The organism is Exiguobacterium sp. RIT594, from assembly GCF_003339585.1.
Classification (GTDB): Bacteria; Bacillota; Bacilli; order Exiguobacteriales; family Exiguobacteriaceae; genus Exiguobacterium_A.
The window spans coordinates 1,149,767-1,167,626 of sequence record NZ_QPKF01000001.1 but is presented as its reverse complement, the minus strand read 5'-3'; the positions used below and the strand labels follow the sequence as shown (position 1 = coordinate 1,167,626).

The window sequence follows — 17,860 nt, the reverse complement described above, 5'->3', positions numbered from 1 at the left end:
GCTACTAGTCAGGGCTCATTTTGATACAGACCACGTTCGGGTTTTCTTTACGATGTTTTTTGTTCAGCCGTCAAATCAGCCGGCTGTTGTTCCCGCCAGACGAACGTCAGGGCAATGCCAATTGCAAGCATGACCGTTGCAAAATAAAACGGATAGTTGAGATCGACGTCAAACAGGATCCCACCGATGATTGGTCCGAGAATATTCCCGATACTCGTAAACATCGAGTTCATTCCGCCGACGAAACCTTGTTCGTTTCCGGCGATTTTCGAGAGATACGTCGTGACCGCAGGACGCATTAAGTCAAAGCCGACGAAGACGACCATTGTCACGAGAATAATCGAAAGGTAACTTGTCACATACGTCATGACGAGGACGAGCAAGGTTGAGCCGATTAGGCTGTAGCGGATGAGACGGATCTCACCGAACCAACGTGTCAGGCGCTCAAATAAGCCGACCTGGACGATGACACCGACGATGGCACCGAGGGAAATCGCGAGCGCGATGTCTTTTGCCGTAAAGCCGAACTTCCGGTCGACGAACAGCGCAAACAGTGACTCAAACGAAGCGAGACCGAAGGAAGAAATCAACAACACCATAAAAGCGATGAAGTAGAGCGGTGAAAAGACTTTCCGGAAACCGGTTTTTTGCTGGGGAATGGTTGTCTGTTCATAATGGCGTTCCGGTTCGCGTAACGTAAAGACCGACAAAATCATTGCGGTCAGACCAAACGCGGCGGCAAAGAAAAACGGCATACGCGTTCCGATGTCGGCCAGGAAACCGCCGATGCCCGGACCGATGATAAAACCGGTCGAAATCGCCGCCGACATATAGCCGAGGGCTTTCGGACGGGTTGCATTCGTCGTGATGTCGGCGATGAACGCCGTGACGGCCGGCATGATGAAGGCGGCACTGACACCACCCAAAATCCGCGACGCGAATAAGACTTCGACCGATTGACCGAGACCAAATAACAGTTCTGACATGCTGAAGATGAACAGACCGATGATGATCATCGGTTTCCGGCCATATTTATCAACGGCACGACCGGCAAGCGGCGATAATACGAGCTGGGCAAAGGCGAATGCCGAGACCATGTAACCGACGGTCGAACCGGAAATGTTCAGCTCGTTCATGATCGTCGGAGTGACGGGGATGACAAGGCCAATCCCTAAAAAGGCGATAAAAAGATTAAGTAGCAGGGTGCCTAAAATCAATTTGTTGTTTTGCATGGTGAATTCCTCTGTTTCTGTAGTTTAAATCGTCAGCGGACAAGTCCCCGCCAAAAAATCGGCCAAACGGCGGTGAAACGCCGTTGATAGGCCTCGACGCCATTGAACACGAACTCGGTCATCGTTCCTTCCGTCACCGTCAAGTAGGCGAGGGCGGCACTTTCGTAATCATCCGAGTATAAAATCTGTTCTTGGCGGTCGCGTTCCCGCAACAAACGGGTCAAGTGGCGTTGCATCGAATCGAAAAACGGATTAATCAAATCCGTGACTTCCCGCTCGAGTTTGACGGGCGGAAAATAGGCAATCCGTAAAATGAACTTCAGCTGATCATTTTGGGTGCTTTCCTCGAGAAACCAATCAAAAAAACCTTTCAGACTCTCCTCGAGTGATAGATGGCGCGTCGAGATGAAGTACGTGGCGAGATGTATTTTCTGTGTCGCGAGCGCATGTGTCATCGCTGTCAGAAATAAATCGTCTTTTCCACGGTAGTGGGCATAAATCGATGGTTTCTTGATGCCGACGTCCTGGGCAATCTCCTGCAAGGAGGCGCCTTCGTAGCCGTGTTGGGCAAAATGCCGCAGGGCCGTCTGTAATAATAATGAAGCTTTCATTTCGTCACCTTCCTAACGGTCGTTAGTTAACAGCCTAACAGATTCAAAACGATTGTCAAACAAAAAAGCCGAAGGTCGCGGGGACCTTCGGCTGCATGCATTCGATTATTTGTTGGCGATACGGCCGCGTGATGCAACACGTGAACCTGTGATGCCGGCGATTGATGTCACAATCATCGTTAAGATGAGGGCGACGAAGCCCCAGATTGAAACTTTAGATGCTGTTTGTGTCGCTTGTTCTGTTTGAACACGGACATCTTCAACTGTTTTCTTGAGATCAGCTGATGTTTCATCAAGTGTTTGTTTTGCGTTTTCGATCTGTTTGCTTGTTTCGCTTGTTGCCTGGTTTAAACCGTCAACGATGTTTTTCGTTGCTTTATCGGCTTCTGCTTGTGAGAGATCCGTGTTTTGAGCAACGGCTTCAGCGATTTTATCTTCATCGACTGAGTTTTGGATTTTTTCTGAACGTGCTGTCAATTTGTCACCAAGATCACTGACGATTTTATCGAAGTCTTCCGGTTTGGTTAAGACATCTTTACCGGCTGCTGTTGCGTCATCTTTGACCGCATCGAGCTGACCTTGCAAGTAGTTCGGTTGTAATTCCGGAATGTCTGTATCTTTCAGAATTTCATCGACATTTCCTTCAAGTTCTTTTGTATCAACGTTTGAGACGTTGTCCGTTACTGAGCTGAATCCTTTTGAAACAGCATCTTGTGTTGTGCTGGCGATTGCGCCGACACCTTGACCAGCTGCACCACCGACTGTACCAAGTACTGAACCAACTGTTTGGAACGTGTTGATTGTCGTGAATGTCAACAAGGCGAACAAGAGAATGACGCTTGTCGACCATGTGAGGAAACCATGAACGAGTCCGGCACGTGACGATGTCACACCGGAAACGAAACCGGCGACGAACAATGAGATTAACAACGACAGGATCGCCCAGATGGCTAAGCCGATGCCGACGCCGTCAAACGGATTGTTGGATGTGACGTCCGTGACGCCGAATCCGATCGCCGAACCGATCAAGCTGAATGTAATTAAAAGTGCAAAAAATGATACGACTCCCGCGATGATTGAACTCCACGAGATGTTACGACCTGCTCCATCTGCTTCCGGTCGCAAGTACGACGAGAAACCTTTTCTTGTTTTTTCCATAATAATCCACTACCTCTCCACTTACGATTTTACGTACATCCGATTTTACGTACATCACTTGATTTCAAGAAGCTTTGTCTTAAACTGTTTTAACTTGAGATGTTGATGTGCATAGCTCTTATATAGCCGCTAAACCATGGGAAGAAACCTAGTATCAAAAGTACTCCTTTTAGAAACTGAAATCAGATTATTCTGAATAATTGAATCATTACCATAGGCAAAACAGTTGATATTCAGAAATCTGTCCGCTATGATAGAAACTATAACGTTTCACTGTACGGTTTTAAATTGTGGAATCATTTCTCGATTCAAATTATTTTACTCGGAGGTGACCCCCTGATTCAGGGGAAAGAATTGGACATATTGTTGGTATTGAATTTGGCGTTGCTTGTATTGTTGATTGTGTTGACGGCGTTTTTCGTCGGATCGGAGTTTGCCGTCGTCAAGGTCCGGATGTCACGGCTTGATCAGATGATTCAGGAAGGAAACAAGGGAGCGGTCCTGGCGAAGAAAGTCGCCAGTGATCTCGACTATTACTTGTCCGCCTGTCAGCTCGGAATCACGATCACGGCACTGGGACTCGGAGCGCTCGGGAAACCGACCGTTGAAAAGCTGCTTGGACCGGTCTTTGATGAATTTGGCGTCGCAGCGGCCCTGTCGACGGTTCTCTCCTATACAATCGCTTTTGTGTCGGTGACGTTCCTGCACGTCGTCATCGGAGAGCTTGCACCGAAGACGCTCGCGATCCAGTATGCAGAACGGATGACGTTGCTTCTTGCACCAGCGTTGTATGTGTTCGGTAAAATCATGTATCCGTTCATCTGGGTGATGAACGGTTCGGCTCGGATTTTCTTACGTCTGTTCGGCGTTCAGCCGGCCGGTCATGAACAGGCCCATTCGGAAGAAGAGTTGAAGATCATCATGTCGCAAAGCTTTAAGAGCGGAGAAATTAATCAGACGGAACTCGCCCTGATGCAAAACGTCTTTGCGTTTGACGAGCGGGTGACGAAGGATATCATGGTGCCGCGGATGAACGTAACGACGCTGTCGCTAAGCATGACGTGGGCCGAAGTTTTACAAATCATGACGGACAATCAATACACGCGTTACCCGGTCATCGAGGATTTTGATAAAGATAAAATCATCGGGTACGTCAACGTCAAGGAAGTTCTGACGGATCAAGCGAACGATCAACAACGCGACTTACAGAAGTATATGAAAGACATTCCGGCTGTGTCCGAAATGACACCGCTCCAGGAAACGTTGCTGAAGATGAAGGTGACGCGTTCCCATATCGCGCTCGTCATCGACGAGTACGGCGGGACGGCCGGCATGATTGCGATGGAAGATTTGCTTGAAGAAATCGTCGGTGAGATCCGCGATGAATTCGATGAAGATGAACAGGCCGACATCGAGACGGTTTCGAAGACAGAATACCATCTGTCGGGAACCGTGTTGCTGGCAGATTTACAGGAACGATTTAACCTGACGTTTACTGACGCGGATGAAATCGATACGATTGCCGGTTTCATCCAAGCGCAGGGAACGGACTATCAAGTCGGTGAAAGACTTGAGACGGAGACGTATGATCTTGAACTGTTGCACGTCGAAAATTATCAAATTCAGCAGGTCAAACTGGTCTTGAAACAGGTCTCTTGACGGAAAAAGCAAGCACTCACGGATAGAAGCGGTGCTTGCTTTTTTCTGCTTTAAAACATATTGTGAAAGCGCTTCATAAAATGATTGACGCGGCACGTTTTCCGTCGTATTCTAGTAATGAAAAGAATAAACCAATCAGGATTGTTACTGCGCAAGCAGGCAAAACCTAAATTGATATCTGTTGCGTGTTGCGGCGATGGATATGAATTTAGGTTTTTTCTTTTCAATACGATGCTCTAAGGGTGGAGGTGAGGGGTTCCGTGCAAATCGTGAAAGTCTTTAATAACAATGTAGTGGCGATTGAATCGAACGGGCAGGAACATGTGGTCATGGGTCGGGGAATCGCATTTCAAAAACGAATGGGTGATGTGATTGACGAATCCCGGATCGAAAAAGTCTTTACGCTCGAGAGTAAAGAGAGCCGGGAACGGTTCATCGATTTTTTGAACGAGATGCCGCAGGCTGAAATCGAGACGGTCAAGGAAATCGTCAAGATGGCCGAAGCCAGACTTGACAAATCGCTCCATGATACGGTGTACGTGACACTGGCCGATCATATCCACTACGCACTGTCACGATATGCAGACGGAATCATCATCCGCAATCCGCTCGTCTGGGAAGTCAAACGGTTTTACGGTCCGGAATTTGCGGCCGGCAAAGAAGCGGTCCGCCTGATCAATGAACGGCACAGCGTCAATCTCGACGAAGAGGAAGCGGTCTCGATTGCCCTGCACCTGGTCAATGCCTCGATGTCCGGTGTCAAAGGTGAAAGTTTACACATCGTGACCGAAATGACGAAAGCGACGCAAGCCATCATGACGATCATCACGTATCATTTTCAGGTCGAGCTGGATGAAGAGTCTCACGCGTACGGCCGCTTTTTAACCCATTTAAAGTTTTTTGTTCAGCGGATTGTCTCAAAAACAAAGCTGAACACCGGCGGAGACGAAGAACTGTATGAAATGGTCAAATCCCGCTATCCGAAAGCGTTTGAGTGTGTCGAAAAGATCGCCAATCTGATTACCGGGAAGTATGACTACACAGTTTCGAAAGATGAACGGCTTTACTTGATGATTCATATCGAAAATCTCATGAAACAGAATCGAACGTAAGGATGGTTACCGCATCGACGGGCCAAACCTAAATGATTTCAGGTGTTTTTCACTTGTCATCGTTTAGGTTTTTTTATTCCAAAATGGAGAATGGAGTGAATCAGGTGGGCAAATATCAAGTACTTGCACAAGACATCGTCCGATTGGTCGGAGGCGAAGACAACGTCAAGACGGTTTTTCACTGTGCGACACGGTTACGCTTTAAATTAAAGGACGAACAAAAAGCCGATGCCGAAGCGTTGAAACAGGTCGACGGTGTAATCACCGTCGTCAAGAGCGGCGGACAGTTCCAGGTCGTCATCGGGAATCATGTCGGTGACGTCTATAACGAATTGAACGGAATCGGTCAAGAGACTTCAGAAGAAACGGAAAAAACCAGTCTGTTCAACCGCTTCATCGATACGATTGCCGGTATCTTTACACCGATTCTTGGTCCGATGGCAGGAAGCGGACTGTTAAAAGGGTTACTCGCACTTCTTGTGGCGACCGGATTATTGACACCGACGATGGGCACATACATCGTCTTGAATGCGACGGCGGACGCACTGTTTTACTTCCTGCCGGTCGTGCTCGGTCATTCCGCTGCGAAAAAATTTGGCGGTAATCCGTATATCGGGATGATTATTGGCGGGGCGCTCGTCTATCCGTCAATCGTCGCGCTGCAAGCTTCAGGGGAGAGTCTGACGTTCCTGACGATTCCGGTCGTCCTGATGAGTTACGCCTCATCCGTCATTCCGATTATCCTGGCGACACTCGTCTCATCAAAACTTGAAAAATTCTTCAACCGTCACTCGCATGAAGCGGTCAAAAACTTCACGACACCGATGCTTGTCCTGATGCTCGTCGTGCCGTTGACATTCCTTGCGATTGGACCGCTTGCGACATACGCGAGTCAGGGACTTGCAGCCGGTTACTCATTCCTTTACAACTTGAGTCCGGTCATCGCAATTGCTTTCATCGGTGCGTTTTGGCAGATCTTCGTCATGTTCGGTCTTCACTGGGGACTGGTCCCGATTATCATCAATAACTTGTCGGTCAATGGATTCGACACCATCACGGTCGGTGTCCTGATGGCGACGTTCGGTCAAGTTGGTGCCGTCTTCGCCATCACGTTACGGGCGAAGGATCCAAAGATTAAAGGTCTTGGAACGTCGTCGACGATTGCCGGAATCTTCGGAATCACGGAACCGGCGATGTACGGTTTGACATTACCGCGTAAAAAGCCGTTCATTTTCGGTATCATCGGTGGAGCAGTCGGCGGTTTGGTCGGCGGTGGACTCGGAACAGCCTCCTACGCGATGGGCGGACTCGGTATCTTCGGTGTTCCGGTCATGATTCCGCAGACTGGCATCAACCTGACATTTTGGGGAGCACTGATTGGTCTTACCGTCGCTGCACTGGTTGCGTTCGGATTGACGTACTTCTTTGCCCGCGACAAACAACAGGTCACGGATGAAGTGCCGACGATCAGTGAACAAGTTGGTCTACCGGTCCTCGCACCGGTCAAAGGGCAAATCATTTCACTCGAACAAGTGGATGATGCCGTCTTCTCAAGTGGTGCGATGGGAAAAGGATTGGCGATCATTCCGAATGAAGGAATCGTTTACGCCCCGTTTGACGGAGAGGTCGTCACGGTGTATCCGTCGAAACACGCCATCGGTTTACGGTCGGACACCGGCGTCGAGATTTTGGTCCACATCGGTCTCGACACCGTCCAACTGAACGGCCAACACTTTGAATCGTTCGTCGAGAGCGGCCAGTCAATCCGGGTCGGTGATCCGTTGATCCGTTTCGACATCGAACAGATCAAACAAGCCGGCTACGACATCATCACACCGGTCATCGTAACGAATACCGCCAGTTACCTTGACGTCTTGCCGACGTATCAAGGAACGGTCGAACCGTCACGTGATGTTTTACGCATCTTAGTCTAAACCCAATCAGAGGAGGAATTATTCATGAAACAGATCAAATCCGATTTTCTATGGGGCGGCGCAACGGCTGCCAATCAACTCGAAGGGGCGTACGCGACGGACGGCAAAGGATTGTCGATTGCCGACGTCATGCCGGGCGGTAAACACCGGATGCAGGTCATCCATGATCCGCAGTTTGATTTCGAGCTGAAAGAAGAGTATACGTATCCGAATCACGACGGAATCGACTTTTACCATCACTACAAGGAAGACATTGCCCTGTTTGCTGAAATGGGCTTCAAGACGTACCGGATGTCGATCGCCTGGAGCCGGATCTTCCCGAACGGGGACGAAACGGAACCGAATGAAGCAGGTCTGCAGTTTTATGACAATGTCTTTGATGAATTGCTGAAACACGGCATTGAGCCGCTCGTCACGATTTCGCATTACGAACTGCCGCTCCATTTGGCGAAAGAGTACGGCGGCTGGCGCGACCGCCGGCTCGTGACGTTCTTTGAACGCTACAGCCGGGTCTTGTTCGAGCGTTATCAAGGAAAGGTCAAGTACTGGCTGACGTTCAACGAAATCAACGGCGCTCAGTTCATGCCGATGCTCAGCCTCGGGATGGCAGTCCGCGAAGACGAAAACATGCTGCAATCGACCTATCAAGGGCTGCATCACCAATTCGTCGCAAGCAGTCTGGCGACGAAAGCGGCCCGCGAAATTGACCCGACCATGCAAATCGGATGCATGCTGATTGCCGCTCCGGTTTATCCGTTCAGCTCAAACCCGGTCGACGTCCAGTTTGCACTGGAAGAAGAACGGATGATGAACTACTTCTGCGGGGATGTTCACGTCCGCGGCGCCTATCCGGCGTTTGCCGACCGTTTCTTCACGGAAAACAACATCGAGCTGGTTGTCGAAGACCGTGATCTTGAACTGTTGCGTGATTACACCGTTGATTTCTTTTCGCTCAGTTACTACATGTCACGGACGGAAAAAGCGGAGAAGGACGGAAATGAGGCCGGCGGAAACATCATGAGCGGCGTCAAGAATCCCTATTTGAAAGCAAGTGACTGGGGCTGGGAAATCGATCCGGACGGGTTGCGGATCATCTTAAATAAATTATACGACCGGTATCAGATTCCGTTGTTCATCGTTGAAAACGGACTTGGTGCCTACGATAAAGTCGAAGCCGACGGTGCGATTCATGATTCGTACCGGATTGCCTATCTCGAAGGCCACTTGAAAGCAATGATGGAAGCGATTCAGGACGGCGTTGACATGATGGGGTATACGAGCTGGGGCTGTATCGATCTCGTCAGTGCGTCAACTGGCGAGTACAGCAAACGCTACGGGTTCATCTATGTCGACAAACACGATGACGGTTCGGGGACGCTGGCCCGGTCACGGAAAGATTCGTTCTACTGGTACAAAGAAGTCATCGCCTCGAACGGTGCGACATTGACGCAGACATCGGTTTCAAAATAAGCAAAAGACCAAATGCAATCTTTCTCTTAACTGGGAAGATTGCATTTTCTTCTTTTTGATTCATTTTCCTGGGGTAAGTATCTTCTTAAAGGTTAAAATAAAGAAGGATTTACCATTAAAGGAGAAGGGTGAGAAGAAAATGACTATTATCTATCTGACGCGCCACGGTGAGACGGAATGGAATACCGAAAACAGGCTGCAAGGATGGAAAGATTCTCCGTTGACCGCAAAAGGCCGGCAACATGCCAAACAATTAGGCCAACGTCTGCAAGACACCGCGTTTCAAGCTGTCTATTCGAGTCCGAGCAAACGGACATTCCAAACAGCACAATTGATTTGTGAGGGACGGACTATGCCGATCCAAACCGATGTACGACTCAAAGAGATTCATCTGGGTGAGTGGGAAGGCAAGACCCATGATTGTTTAAAGCAGAGTGACGCGGAAGCCTATACGGCATTCTGGGAGACACCTCACCTGTACATATCAAAAACCGGGGAAAATTTTGACGTATTGCAAAATCGTTTGGTTGAATTTTTGAAAGAGATCCAAGTGAAGCATCCAGAGGAAATGATTCTGATCGTTACACACGGCATCGCCATCAAAGTGCTGTTGTCTCATTTTAAAAGAACCGGGATAGAGGAACTGTGGAAATCTTCCTTCATCCACGGGACGAGTCTGACGATTGTCGAATCGACGGAGCAGGGGGATATAATCCTGATGGAAGGCGATATGGACCACGTGAAACAGGATGTATCCTTTTAATTATCTTCCTATCATACAAAAACCCCTCATTTCTAGTTCGAAATGAGGGGTTGTCTGCAATCTGAGGCGGTGCCGCTTTGTGACGCCGGTCCTTTTTTTAATCGATTATTCAGCCCACCATAAAGCATCATCCGGTTTCTTCGCAACGGCATGCAGTTCTTTTTCCGTCGAGACGGTCGGGTGCGAACCTTTTAAGGCCTTGCCTGACGTACTCTTGAAGAAGAAGAAGAACGTGATGAAACCAATCACGCTGACCGCCGTCAAATAATAAGCAGGTGCGAGCGGATTTTGTGTCGCATGGACGAGCCAAGTCGAGACAAGTGGCGTCGTTCCGCCGAAAATCGAGACGGAGACATTAAACGTGACAGACAGTGTCCGGTAGCGGACATCCGTATAAAAGATACTTGGCAACAGACTTGGCATCGTGCCTTCAAAGATTGCGAGGAAGAAGCCAAGAATGAAGATTCCGATTCCGACGAACAAGAGTGGTTTCAGACCAATCAGGTAGAACGAGAGAATCGACAGAATCGAGAGACCTGCCAAGGCAAACAAGACGATGTTCCGGTTACCTTTTTTGTCGCTGAGTTTCCCGAAGAAGTAAGCGAGTGGAATCATGATGACCATGACACCGGTAATCAAGATCGTACTCGTTGAACTGGAAATGCCCATGACTTCATTCAGGTAAGACGGCATATACGACAGCAACATGTAGTTCGTAATGTTGAAGAAAGCAACAGCGATGAAACAAACGATGATATCGCGTTTATGGTCCCGGATGATTTCCCGGAACGACGCTGGTTCTTCCGTATTTTCGTTGATTTCGTTTTCGAAGATCGGTGATTCATCGAGATGGCGGCGCAAGTACAGACCAAACAGTCCGAGCGGTGCCCCTAAAATGAACGGGATCCGCCAGCCCCATGATGCCATTTGATCATCGGATAACGTCACGAACAGGACGGTTGCCAGAATTGACGCCAGAATATAACCAGCGAGCGTTCCGATTTCAAGACCACTTCCGAGGGCGCTCCGTTTGTTATCAGGTGACGATTCAGCGATGTAGACCATTGCACCGGCATACTCACCGCCGGTTGAAAAACCTTGTAAAATCCGGGCCAGTAACAGTAAAATCGGTGCCCAAATCCCGATTTGATCATACGTTGGTAATAATCCGATGATGAGGGTCGAACCGGCCATCATGACAATGGTTGTCGTCAAGACAACCTTTCGTCCGAGCCGATCCCCGATGCGTCCAAAGACGATTCCGCCGATTGGTCGCATTAAAAAAGCGATCGCAAACGTCGCAAAGGTAAAGACGAGCTTCAGTTCATCGTTCTCGACGGCACTAAAGAAGTTTTGACTGATGATGATTGCGAGATACGAATAAAGACCAAAATCGAACCATTCCATCGCATTCCCAATTCCGGTCGCGTAGACACTTTTTTTGGTTTGCTTCATGTCGACGACATTGACTTTTTCTTTTCTGAATTTCATAAGTTCTATTCACTCCCTTTAATAAGTTCGTATCGTAACATAGCAGGAAATGAAGTCAAGTCGTTAAGCGACTTAATGACTTGATAACAGGTAAAAACGGCTCTATGCCGGGAGTTGTCAAACCGTTGATGCTCTAAGCAGGACGTCTTGTCGTAAAGATTTATGAAAAAATAATAATTTTTTTCAGTTCTTTTCACAAAAACATGAAGTTTTTCATTCGTTTTCATACCCTTTGTTCGACAAGAATCCGCCTTAAGCAGGAGGCAAAGGTAAGGAAATGATTGGTAAAATTAAATCGATACATAGATGATTAATGGAGGGGCAATATGACATGAACATACGACGCATGGGAAAGTGGATGGCTGTTTTATTGGGGGTGGTGATCATCAGTGGAACGGGTTGGTATTATCTGTTTGAGACGTCGGATGTGAATGGTTTTCCGGTTCCACGGACAGGGACCGTTCAGGAAAAGCCGGAGGGATTGTTCGTCAAGACGCACCTCGTTTCAGAAGTCGAAGGTCCCGGCGTATTGTACGCGATGCGGATTCGACAAGCCGGCTGGAAAGTGGTCGACCGGGAAGGACTGGCCGCCAGGTATGAAAAAGATGGTCGGATGATTGAGCTGACGACATTTGATGATGAACTGTTTCTTGAACCGGCTGAACGTTCTGGTATCGAACAGTAAAATAAGCGGAGTTCCTGAGAGTAGGAACTCCGCTTATTTGTGTCCTCAATTCGCATAGAGCAGCTTTTTCGTGTCTTGATCATAGACCCGATAATCGATTTCGAAGTCTCCGTTTCGTGTTGTCGTTACCTGACAATAGTACGGAATCTTTTTACCATAGGCATCAAGATCAGGTGCGTCACGGAAGGAAAACGTGTTGTTAGTTTCCATTAACGTGATTTCGATGGATGTTCCTTTCGATTCAGACGGTTCTAGAAAGCATGAACCTTCCATTACACGATAATCACGAAACACCATCTCGGTAAAGCTCGGTACCGTTACCCAGAGACATAGCAATCCGAGTAATAGGATCCCTGTCCATTTGAGTTTTTTGAAAAAGGAATACTGTTTGTTGTCAAAATGAAGGACAAGAAGATAGCAGGCCGGTAAGACAAATGAAACACCTAACAAGAAAATGAAAAAATAAGTGATGATTTCAGCATTCATCTGGATCCGTCCGTCTGATGGCGGGACCAGTGAAAGGTGGTATCGGATGCACGAGTTTTTTGGAATCCGATTTTCTCCAAGACCCGAATCGAAGCGCGATTCGTCGCTGTTGTTTCAGCAAAAACAGTCGCAACGTCCGGACGTGACAACGCCCAATCGACGAGAGCACCGACGGCTTCCGTCGCATAACCATTGTTTTGATAACGGTCCAATAAGCCGTAGCCGATTTCAACGTCCTTATTGGCGGATGGTCTTCCTTTGAAGCCGATGTCCCCGATGATGTTGCCGTCAGCTTGGGAGATGACGAGCCAGCTGCCCCAGAGGAGCAGGGCAGGTGTTTCTGCCAGTTCAATTAAGTGATTCTCAAGTTCAGGACCGTTCTCGTAACATTGTTTCAAAACGAGCGTTGCCCATTCAGTCGTATACGGTACAATCGTCAATCGGTTAGTTTGGATGGTCATGGTCACATTCCTACCCTCGAAGTAGTTTCGGTCATTCAGATGAATACAATAACTTATCCGTCTTGAAATCGTATATCCGGTAAGAAATCTCAAATTCATGATCTTTTGTCGTCGTCACGTGACAAGTGTATGGGACGTCCGGTCCGTATGCGCCGAGGTCTGCCCGATCCAAGAAACTGAAATAGTCGCCTGTTTCATCGTAATAAAGATCAATCGTCCGCGGGCTAGATTGATCATCGTATTCCACCGTACACATTCCTTTAGTCGTCACATAGTCATGATAGACGATATATTTCAGGCTCGGAACGGTGTACCAAATTAGCCCTACACCTAATAAACACAGTAAAACGAGTCGGAAAAACAGGGAAAATTCGATTCCGTTATCTTCACGGAGCCAGAAATATAACAACACACTCAGCACTATACAGATGATACCGCCAGCGAGAATCGCGTAATAAAAAAGCACTTCTTCATTCATGTGCGAAGTCCCCTCATAAATACAAGCCGTTCGCCTGAACGACGAATTGCGAGTGCTCATAATGATAGGTGATGACGGAATAGTCGAACGGCCGGCCGTTCGTCAGGTGGAAGATCGTTTCGACCGTCAATGCCGGATCGCCGGCTTCAAGCTCCAAGAATTGTGCAATCGAGTCCGGTAACTTACCGACATGCATGTACATGTCCGAGAACCCGATATTCAGTCCGAGCGCCGTCTCGAGGTACTCGAAGATTGATTGTTCGACGATTTCCCGGTTCAGATAGGGGACGATCGTTTGCCGGTAATACGATTCTTCAAGACACATGATGTTGCCATCGATATAGCGGATCCGTTTGATGGCATAGACCATTTCGCCGGGAGGACTCCCAAGGTTTTCGATGATTTCTTCCGGGCACGGGATCAACTCAAACGACAGGACTTTGGATTGGATGTCGTGCTCGACGAGATTCTGTTTAAAGCCTTGCGTCGAAAACAGCTCGATGTAGCCTTTCCGATTCGTCTTCCGGACAAAAATTCCGCTGCCGCGGACTTGAAAGATGGTACCTTTTCGCTCCAATAGTTCCAGTGCTTTTGTCATCGTCGTCTTGCTGACCTCGAATTGACGGATCAATTGATCGAGAACCGGTAGTTTGTCGCCTTGCTGTAAGGCATGTCGTTCAATATAAGCTTCGATTTCTGTCGCCGTCTGTTGGTATTTCAGCATGGTTCACCCTCATTTTCCAGTAATTGTTCTACTTTTTTACTATAGCATACGACTGATTTGAACTAAATCATCCAAATAATTAAATTAAATATGGATTGATAAATTGTACATGTACAATTATAATGAGGATGTACGATTCGGGTTTACAACATAAGGAGGTTCAGGGATGAGTAAAGTGCGGGATTATCAGCAGCTGGCGCATTCGATTTTGGAGGCGGTCGGCGGCGAGGACAATATCATCAGTGTCGCACGGTGTGCGACACGGCTTCGTTTAGTCTTGAAACGATCGGACGCGAAAGCGAAAGACCAGGTCGCTGCTTTACCGGGTGTCATCACGGTCGTCGAATCAGGCGGTCAGTTCCAGGTCGTCATCGGGCAGCATGTCGGGGAAGTCTATGAAGCGTTTCGACCACTTGTTTCATTAGAAGACGGGAATTCGGAACAGGGAACCGAAGCACCGAAAGGAACCATCTTGAACCGGATCATCGCAACGATGTCCGCCGTCTTTGCACCGTTCGTCTATATCTTAGCGGCAGCCGGTATCCTGCAAGGGGCACTCATCTTAATTTCGCTTGTGTTTAAAGACTTTGCCGCGACGGGAACATATGAAGTGTTCAGCTTTATCTCATGGGCACCGTTTACGTTCCTGCCGATTTTCATTGCAATCACGGCAGCGAACCACTTTAAAGTCAACCAATTCATCGCCGTCGCCTGTAGTGCGGCACTCGTCAGTCCGACGTGGGCCGAGATGGCGGGACGGATCACGTCCGGTGAATCGATTTCATTTATCGGCATCGCCTTATCGGGTACGACCTATACGTCATCGGTCTTGCCACCGTTGTTCCTCGTCTGGTTGCTGTCCTATCTCGAACGGTTCTTGAACCGGACGATCAATGACGTCATCAAACCATTATTCGTCCCGTTCTTCAGCATGGTCATCATGGTGCCGCTGACGATTCTCGTCATCGGTCCGATCACGACACTCGGGGCGGAAGGAATTGCAAACGGATACAACTATTTAGCGGAAAATGCGCCGGCACTTGCCGGATTGATTATCGGCGGCTTTTGGCAAATCATCGTCATCTTCGGCGTCCACTGGGGCGTTACACCGATGGTCCTGGCAAACTTCGAACAGTACGGGCGGGATTCGTTCCAGGCCTATCAAACGATTGCCGTCATCGCTCAAGTCGGTGCCGTCATTGGTGTCATTTTAAAAACCCGCAACAAGGAAACGAAAAAGGTTGGTGTCTCAGCTGGTCTGACCGGAATCTTCGGAATTACGGAACCGGCGATTTACGGCGTAACGTTACGCTTTAAGAAACCATTCATCTACGGCTGTATCTCGGGCGCGGTCGGAGCGGTCGTCGCGAGTTTCTTCAAACCGTATTACTTCGCCTATGCCGGTCTGCCGGGACCATTGACGCTCGTCAACGGCATCAGTTCCGATTATCCATCGTCGATCGTCGGATTATTGATCGGAACAGCGATTGCTTTGATTTTACCGATCGTCCTGATTCAAATCCTCGGATTCGGCGAAGAAAAAGTCGTCCCGGTGACGACGACACCGGCAACACCTGTTCCGGCACAGGAAGTCAGCGCAACGTTGACGAACGAAGAAACGATTCAAGCACCACTGGCAGGACAAGTTGTGCCGCTGTCGGACGTACCGGACGAAGTGTTTGCATCTGGAGCAATGGGGCAAGGTATCGCGATTCGTCCGACTTCAAACACGGTCGTCGCACCGTTCACCGGTACGGTCGTCATGATTGCGCCGACAAAACACGCGATCGGTCTGCGGTCGACGAGTGGTGTCGAAGTGTTGATTCACGTCGGTCTCGAAACCGTCGGCTTGGACGGACAACCGTTTACGTTACACGTTGAAGACGGAGCACATGTCGAAGCGGGTCAAAAGCTGTTGACGTTTGACGCGAAGGCGATTGAACAGCACGGCTTACAGACGATCACACCGGTCATCGTCACGAACGCGTCGAGTTATGCGGAAGTGATCGTCGGGAAACACGAAACGGTCGAAGCCAACACGGCGATTTTAACGATCATTAAATAACAGAGAGATACAAGGAGGAAACGAAGATGAAGACATTACCAAACGATTTTTTATGGGGCGGGGCACTGGCTGCCCATCAATTTGAAGGTGGCTGGAACGCCGGCGGCAAAGGACCAAGCGTCGTCGACGTCATGACGGCAGGTGAACACGGGGTAGCCCGCCGGATCACCGATACGATCGAAGACGGGACGTTTTACCCGAACCATGAAGCGATCGATTTTTATCACCGCTATAAAGAAGACATCGCCTTGTTTGCCGAAATGGGTCTGAAATGTCTCCGGACGTCAATCGGCTGGAGCCGAATTTTTCCGAACGGCGACGAAACGGAACCGAATGAAGCAGGACTGCAATTTTATGATGATGTGTTTGACGAATTGTTGAAACACGGCATTGAACCGATCATCACCTTGTCACATTTCGAGATGCCGTTGCATCTGGCCCGCGAATACGGCGGGTTCCGCAACCGGAAAGTCGCCGAGTTCTTCGAGCGATTCGCTGAAGTCTGCTTCACGCGTTACAAAGACAAAGTGACATACTGGATGACGTTCAACGAAATCAACAACAAGATGGATGTCGAAAACCCATTGTTCCTTTGGACGAACTCCGGTGTCAAAGTCGAGCCGGGTGAAAACGCGATGGAAGTCATGTATCAGACCGGTCACCACGAGTTGATTGCCAGTGCCCTTGCCGTCGCAAAAGGAAAAGCAATCAATCCCGATTTCCAAATCGGGGCGATGATTTCACACGTCCCAATCTATCCGTACTCGTCGCATCCGGAAGACGTCATGTTGGCGGAAAAATCGATGCGTCAGCGCTATTTCTTCCCGGATGTTCAGGCGCGTGGTTATTATCCGAACTATGCCTTAAAAGAGTTCGAACGTGAAGGGTATCAGATTCCAATTCTCGCCGGCGACGACGAGATCCTGAAAAACGGAACGGTCGACTACATCGGCTTCAGTTACTACATGTCGACGACCGTCAAGCACGACGCGACTGTCAACAATACAGGCAACATCGTCAACGGCGGACTGGCGAACGGTGTCGAGAATCCGTACATCCAGTCGAGCGACTGGGGCTGGGCGATTGATCCGGTTGGACTCCGCTACGTCCTGAACCGTCTGTATGACCGGTACCAACTCCCGCTCTTCATCGTCGAAAACGGCTTTGGGGCCGTCGATACGATTGAAGACGGTAAGATTCATGACGCAGCGCGGATTGACTATCTGAAGACGCATATCGAGGCGTTGACGGAAGCGGTCACGGAAGACGGCGTCGAATTGATGGGCTACACACCATGGGGCATCATCGACATCGTGTCGTTTACGACAGGTGAGATGAAAAAACGCTACGGCATGATTTACGTCGACCGTGACAATGAAGGCAACGGTTCAATGGAGCGGATGAAAAAAGATTCGTTCGACTGGTATAAACAGGTCATTGCAACAAACGGACAAGACTTGGCGTATGACAAAGCAACACAACGTTAAGCCGGCAAACCTCCACCTGAAGCGGGTGGAGGTTATTTGTTGTA

General features: G+C 48.8%; 16 protein-coding genes. 8 read left to right on the top strand and 8 right to left on the bottom strand.

From position 1 onward, the window contains the following. Positions 1 to 47 precede the first annotated feature (47 nt). The 3 genes from DVG79_RS05955 to DVG79_RS05945 all read right to left on the bottom strand — a co-directional run bounded on the left by DVG79_RS05955 (position 48) and on the right by DVG79_RS05945 (position 3,001). Complete coding sequence (locus DVG79_RS05955) at positions 48 to 1,232, bottom strand: MFS transporter (RefSeq protein WP_114595893.1); 1,185 nt, start codon at positions 1,230 to 1,232, stop codon at positions 48 to 50. A 32-nt stretch (positions 1,233 to 1,264) separates the two neighbouring features. Then, positions 1,265 to 1,843 carry a TetR/AcrR family transcriptional regulator gene (locus DVG79_RS05950; protein WP_114595892.1) on the bottom strand — a complete coding sequence of 193 codons (579 nt, stop codon included), beginning with the start codon at positions 1,841 to 1,843 and terminating at the stop codon, positions 1,265 to 1,267. A gap of 105 nt (positions 1,844 to 1,948) precedes the next feature. Next, positions 1,949 to 3,001: a hypothetical protein gene (locus tag DVG79_RS05945; RefSeq protein WP_114595891.1), complete on the bottom strand. Its 1,053-nt coding sequence runs from the start codon at positions 2,999 to 3,001 to the stop codon at positions 1,949 to 1,951. Positions 3,002 to 3,355: 354 nt separating this feature from the next. Here DVG79_RS05945 and DVG79_RS05940 point away from each other — a divergent pair, with 354 nt between their 5' ends. From DVG79_RS05940 to DVG79_RS05920, 5 genes are all read left to right on the top strand, one after another. Then, positions 3,356 to 4,660: a hemolysin family protein gene (locus tag DVG79_RS05940; protein WP_114595890.1), complete on the top strand. Its 1,305-nt coding sequence runs from the start codon at positions 3,356 to 3,358 to the stop codon at positions 4,658 to 4,660. Positions 4,661 to 4,920: 260 nt separating this feature from the next. Next, complete coding sequence (licT, locus tag DVG79_RS05935) at positions 4,921 to 5,772, top strand: BglG family transcription antiterminator LicT (protein WP_114595889.1); 852 nt, start codon at positions 4,921 to 4,923, stop codon at positions 5,770 to 5,772. A 104-nt stretch (positions 5,773 to 5,876) separates the two neighbouring features. After that, positions 5,877 to 7,706 carry a beta-glucoside-specific PTS transporter subunit IIABC gene (locus DVG79_RS05930; protein WP_114595888.1) on the top strand — a complete coding sequence of 610 codons (1,830 nt, stop codon included), beginning with the start codon at positions 5,877 to 5,879 and terminating at the stop codon, positions 7,704 to 7,706. Positions 7,707 to 7,730: 24 nt separating this feature from the next. Continuing rightward, complete coding sequence (locus DVG79_RS05925) at positions 7,731 to 9,176, top strand: glycoside hydrolase family 1 protein (RefSeq protein ID WP_114595887.1); 1,446 nt, start codon at positions 7,731 to 7,733, stop codon at positions 9,174 to 9,176. A 139-nt stretch (positions 9,177 to 9,315) separates the two neighbouring features. Continuing rightward, positions 9,316 to 9,939, top strand: a complete 624-nt coding sequence (locus tag DVG79_RS05920; RefSeq protein WP_114595886.1) for a histidine phosphatase family protein — start codon at positions 9,316 to 9,318, stop codon at positions 9,937 to 9,939. Between the two features lie 105 nt (positions 9,940 to 10,044). Here DVG79_RS05920 and DVG79_RS05915 read toward each other — a convergent pair whose 3' ends face one another. Then, positions 10,045 to 11,430, bottom strand: a complete 1,386-nt coding sequence (locus DVG79_RS05915; RefSeq protein ID WP_114595885.1) for an MFS transporter — start codon at positions 11,428 to 11,430, stop codon at positions 10,045 to 10,047. Between the two features lie 331 nt (positions 11,431 to 11,761). Here DVG79_RS05915 and DVG79_RS05910 point away from each other — a divergent pair, with 331 nt between their 5' ends. Continuing rightward, positions 11,762 to 12,115, top strand: coding sequence for a hypothetical protein (locus DVG79_RS05910; RefSeq protein WP_147269815.1), 354 nt, complete (start codon positions 11,762 to 11,764; stop codon positions 12,113 to 12,115). Between the two features lie 45 nt (positions 12,116 to 12,160). Here DVG79_RS05910 and DVG79_RS05905 read toward each other — a convergent pair whose 3' ends face one another. The 4 genes from DVG79_RS05905 to DVG79_RS05890 are packed head-to-tail and all read right to left on the bottom strand — an operon-like array spanning position 12,161 to position 14,264. Next, entirely contained in the window at positions 12,161 to 12,601 is a 441-nt protein-coding gene (locus DVG79_RS05905) for a hypothetical protein (protein WP_114595883.1), read from the bottom strand. Further along, entirely contained in the window at positions 12,598 to 13,062 is a 465-nt protein-coding gene (locus DVG79_RS05900) for a GNAT family N-acetyltransferase (protein ID WP_114595882.1), read from the bottom strand. The genes DVG79_RS05905 and DVG79_RS05900 overlap by 4 nt, the downstream gene beginning before the upstream one ends. 31 nt (positions 13,063 to 13,093) lie before the next feature. After that, complete coding sequence (locus tag DVG79_RS05895) at positions 13,094 to 13,540, bottom strand: hypothetical protein (protein WP_114595881.1); 447 nt, start codon at positions 13,538 to 13,540, stop codon at positions 13,094 to 13,096. Between the two features lie 13 nt (positions 13,541 to 13,553). Beyond that, entirely contained in the window at positions 13,554 to 14,264 is a 711-nt protein-coding gene (locus DVG79_RS05890; RefSeq protein ID WP_114595880.1) for a GntR family transcriptional regulator, read from the bottom strand. Positions 14,265 to 14,430: 166 nt separating this feature from the next. Between DVG79_RS05890 and DVG79_RS05885 the strand changes: the two genes are divergently transcribed. Then, positions 14,431 to 16,329, top strand: coding sequence for a beta-glucoside-specific PTS transporter subunit IIABC (locus tag DVG79_RS05885; protein ID WP_114595879.1), 1,899 nt, complete (start codon positions 14,431 to 14,433; stop codon positions 16,327 to 16,329). 26 nt (positions 16,330 to 16,355) lie between these two features. After that, entirely contained in the window at positions 16,356 to 17,816 is a 1,461-nt protein-coding gene (bglA, locus tag DVG79_RS05880) for a 6-phospho-beta-glucosidase BglA (RefSeq protein ID WP_114595878.1), read from the top strand. Positions 17,817 to 17,860: the final 44 nt, after the last annotated feature.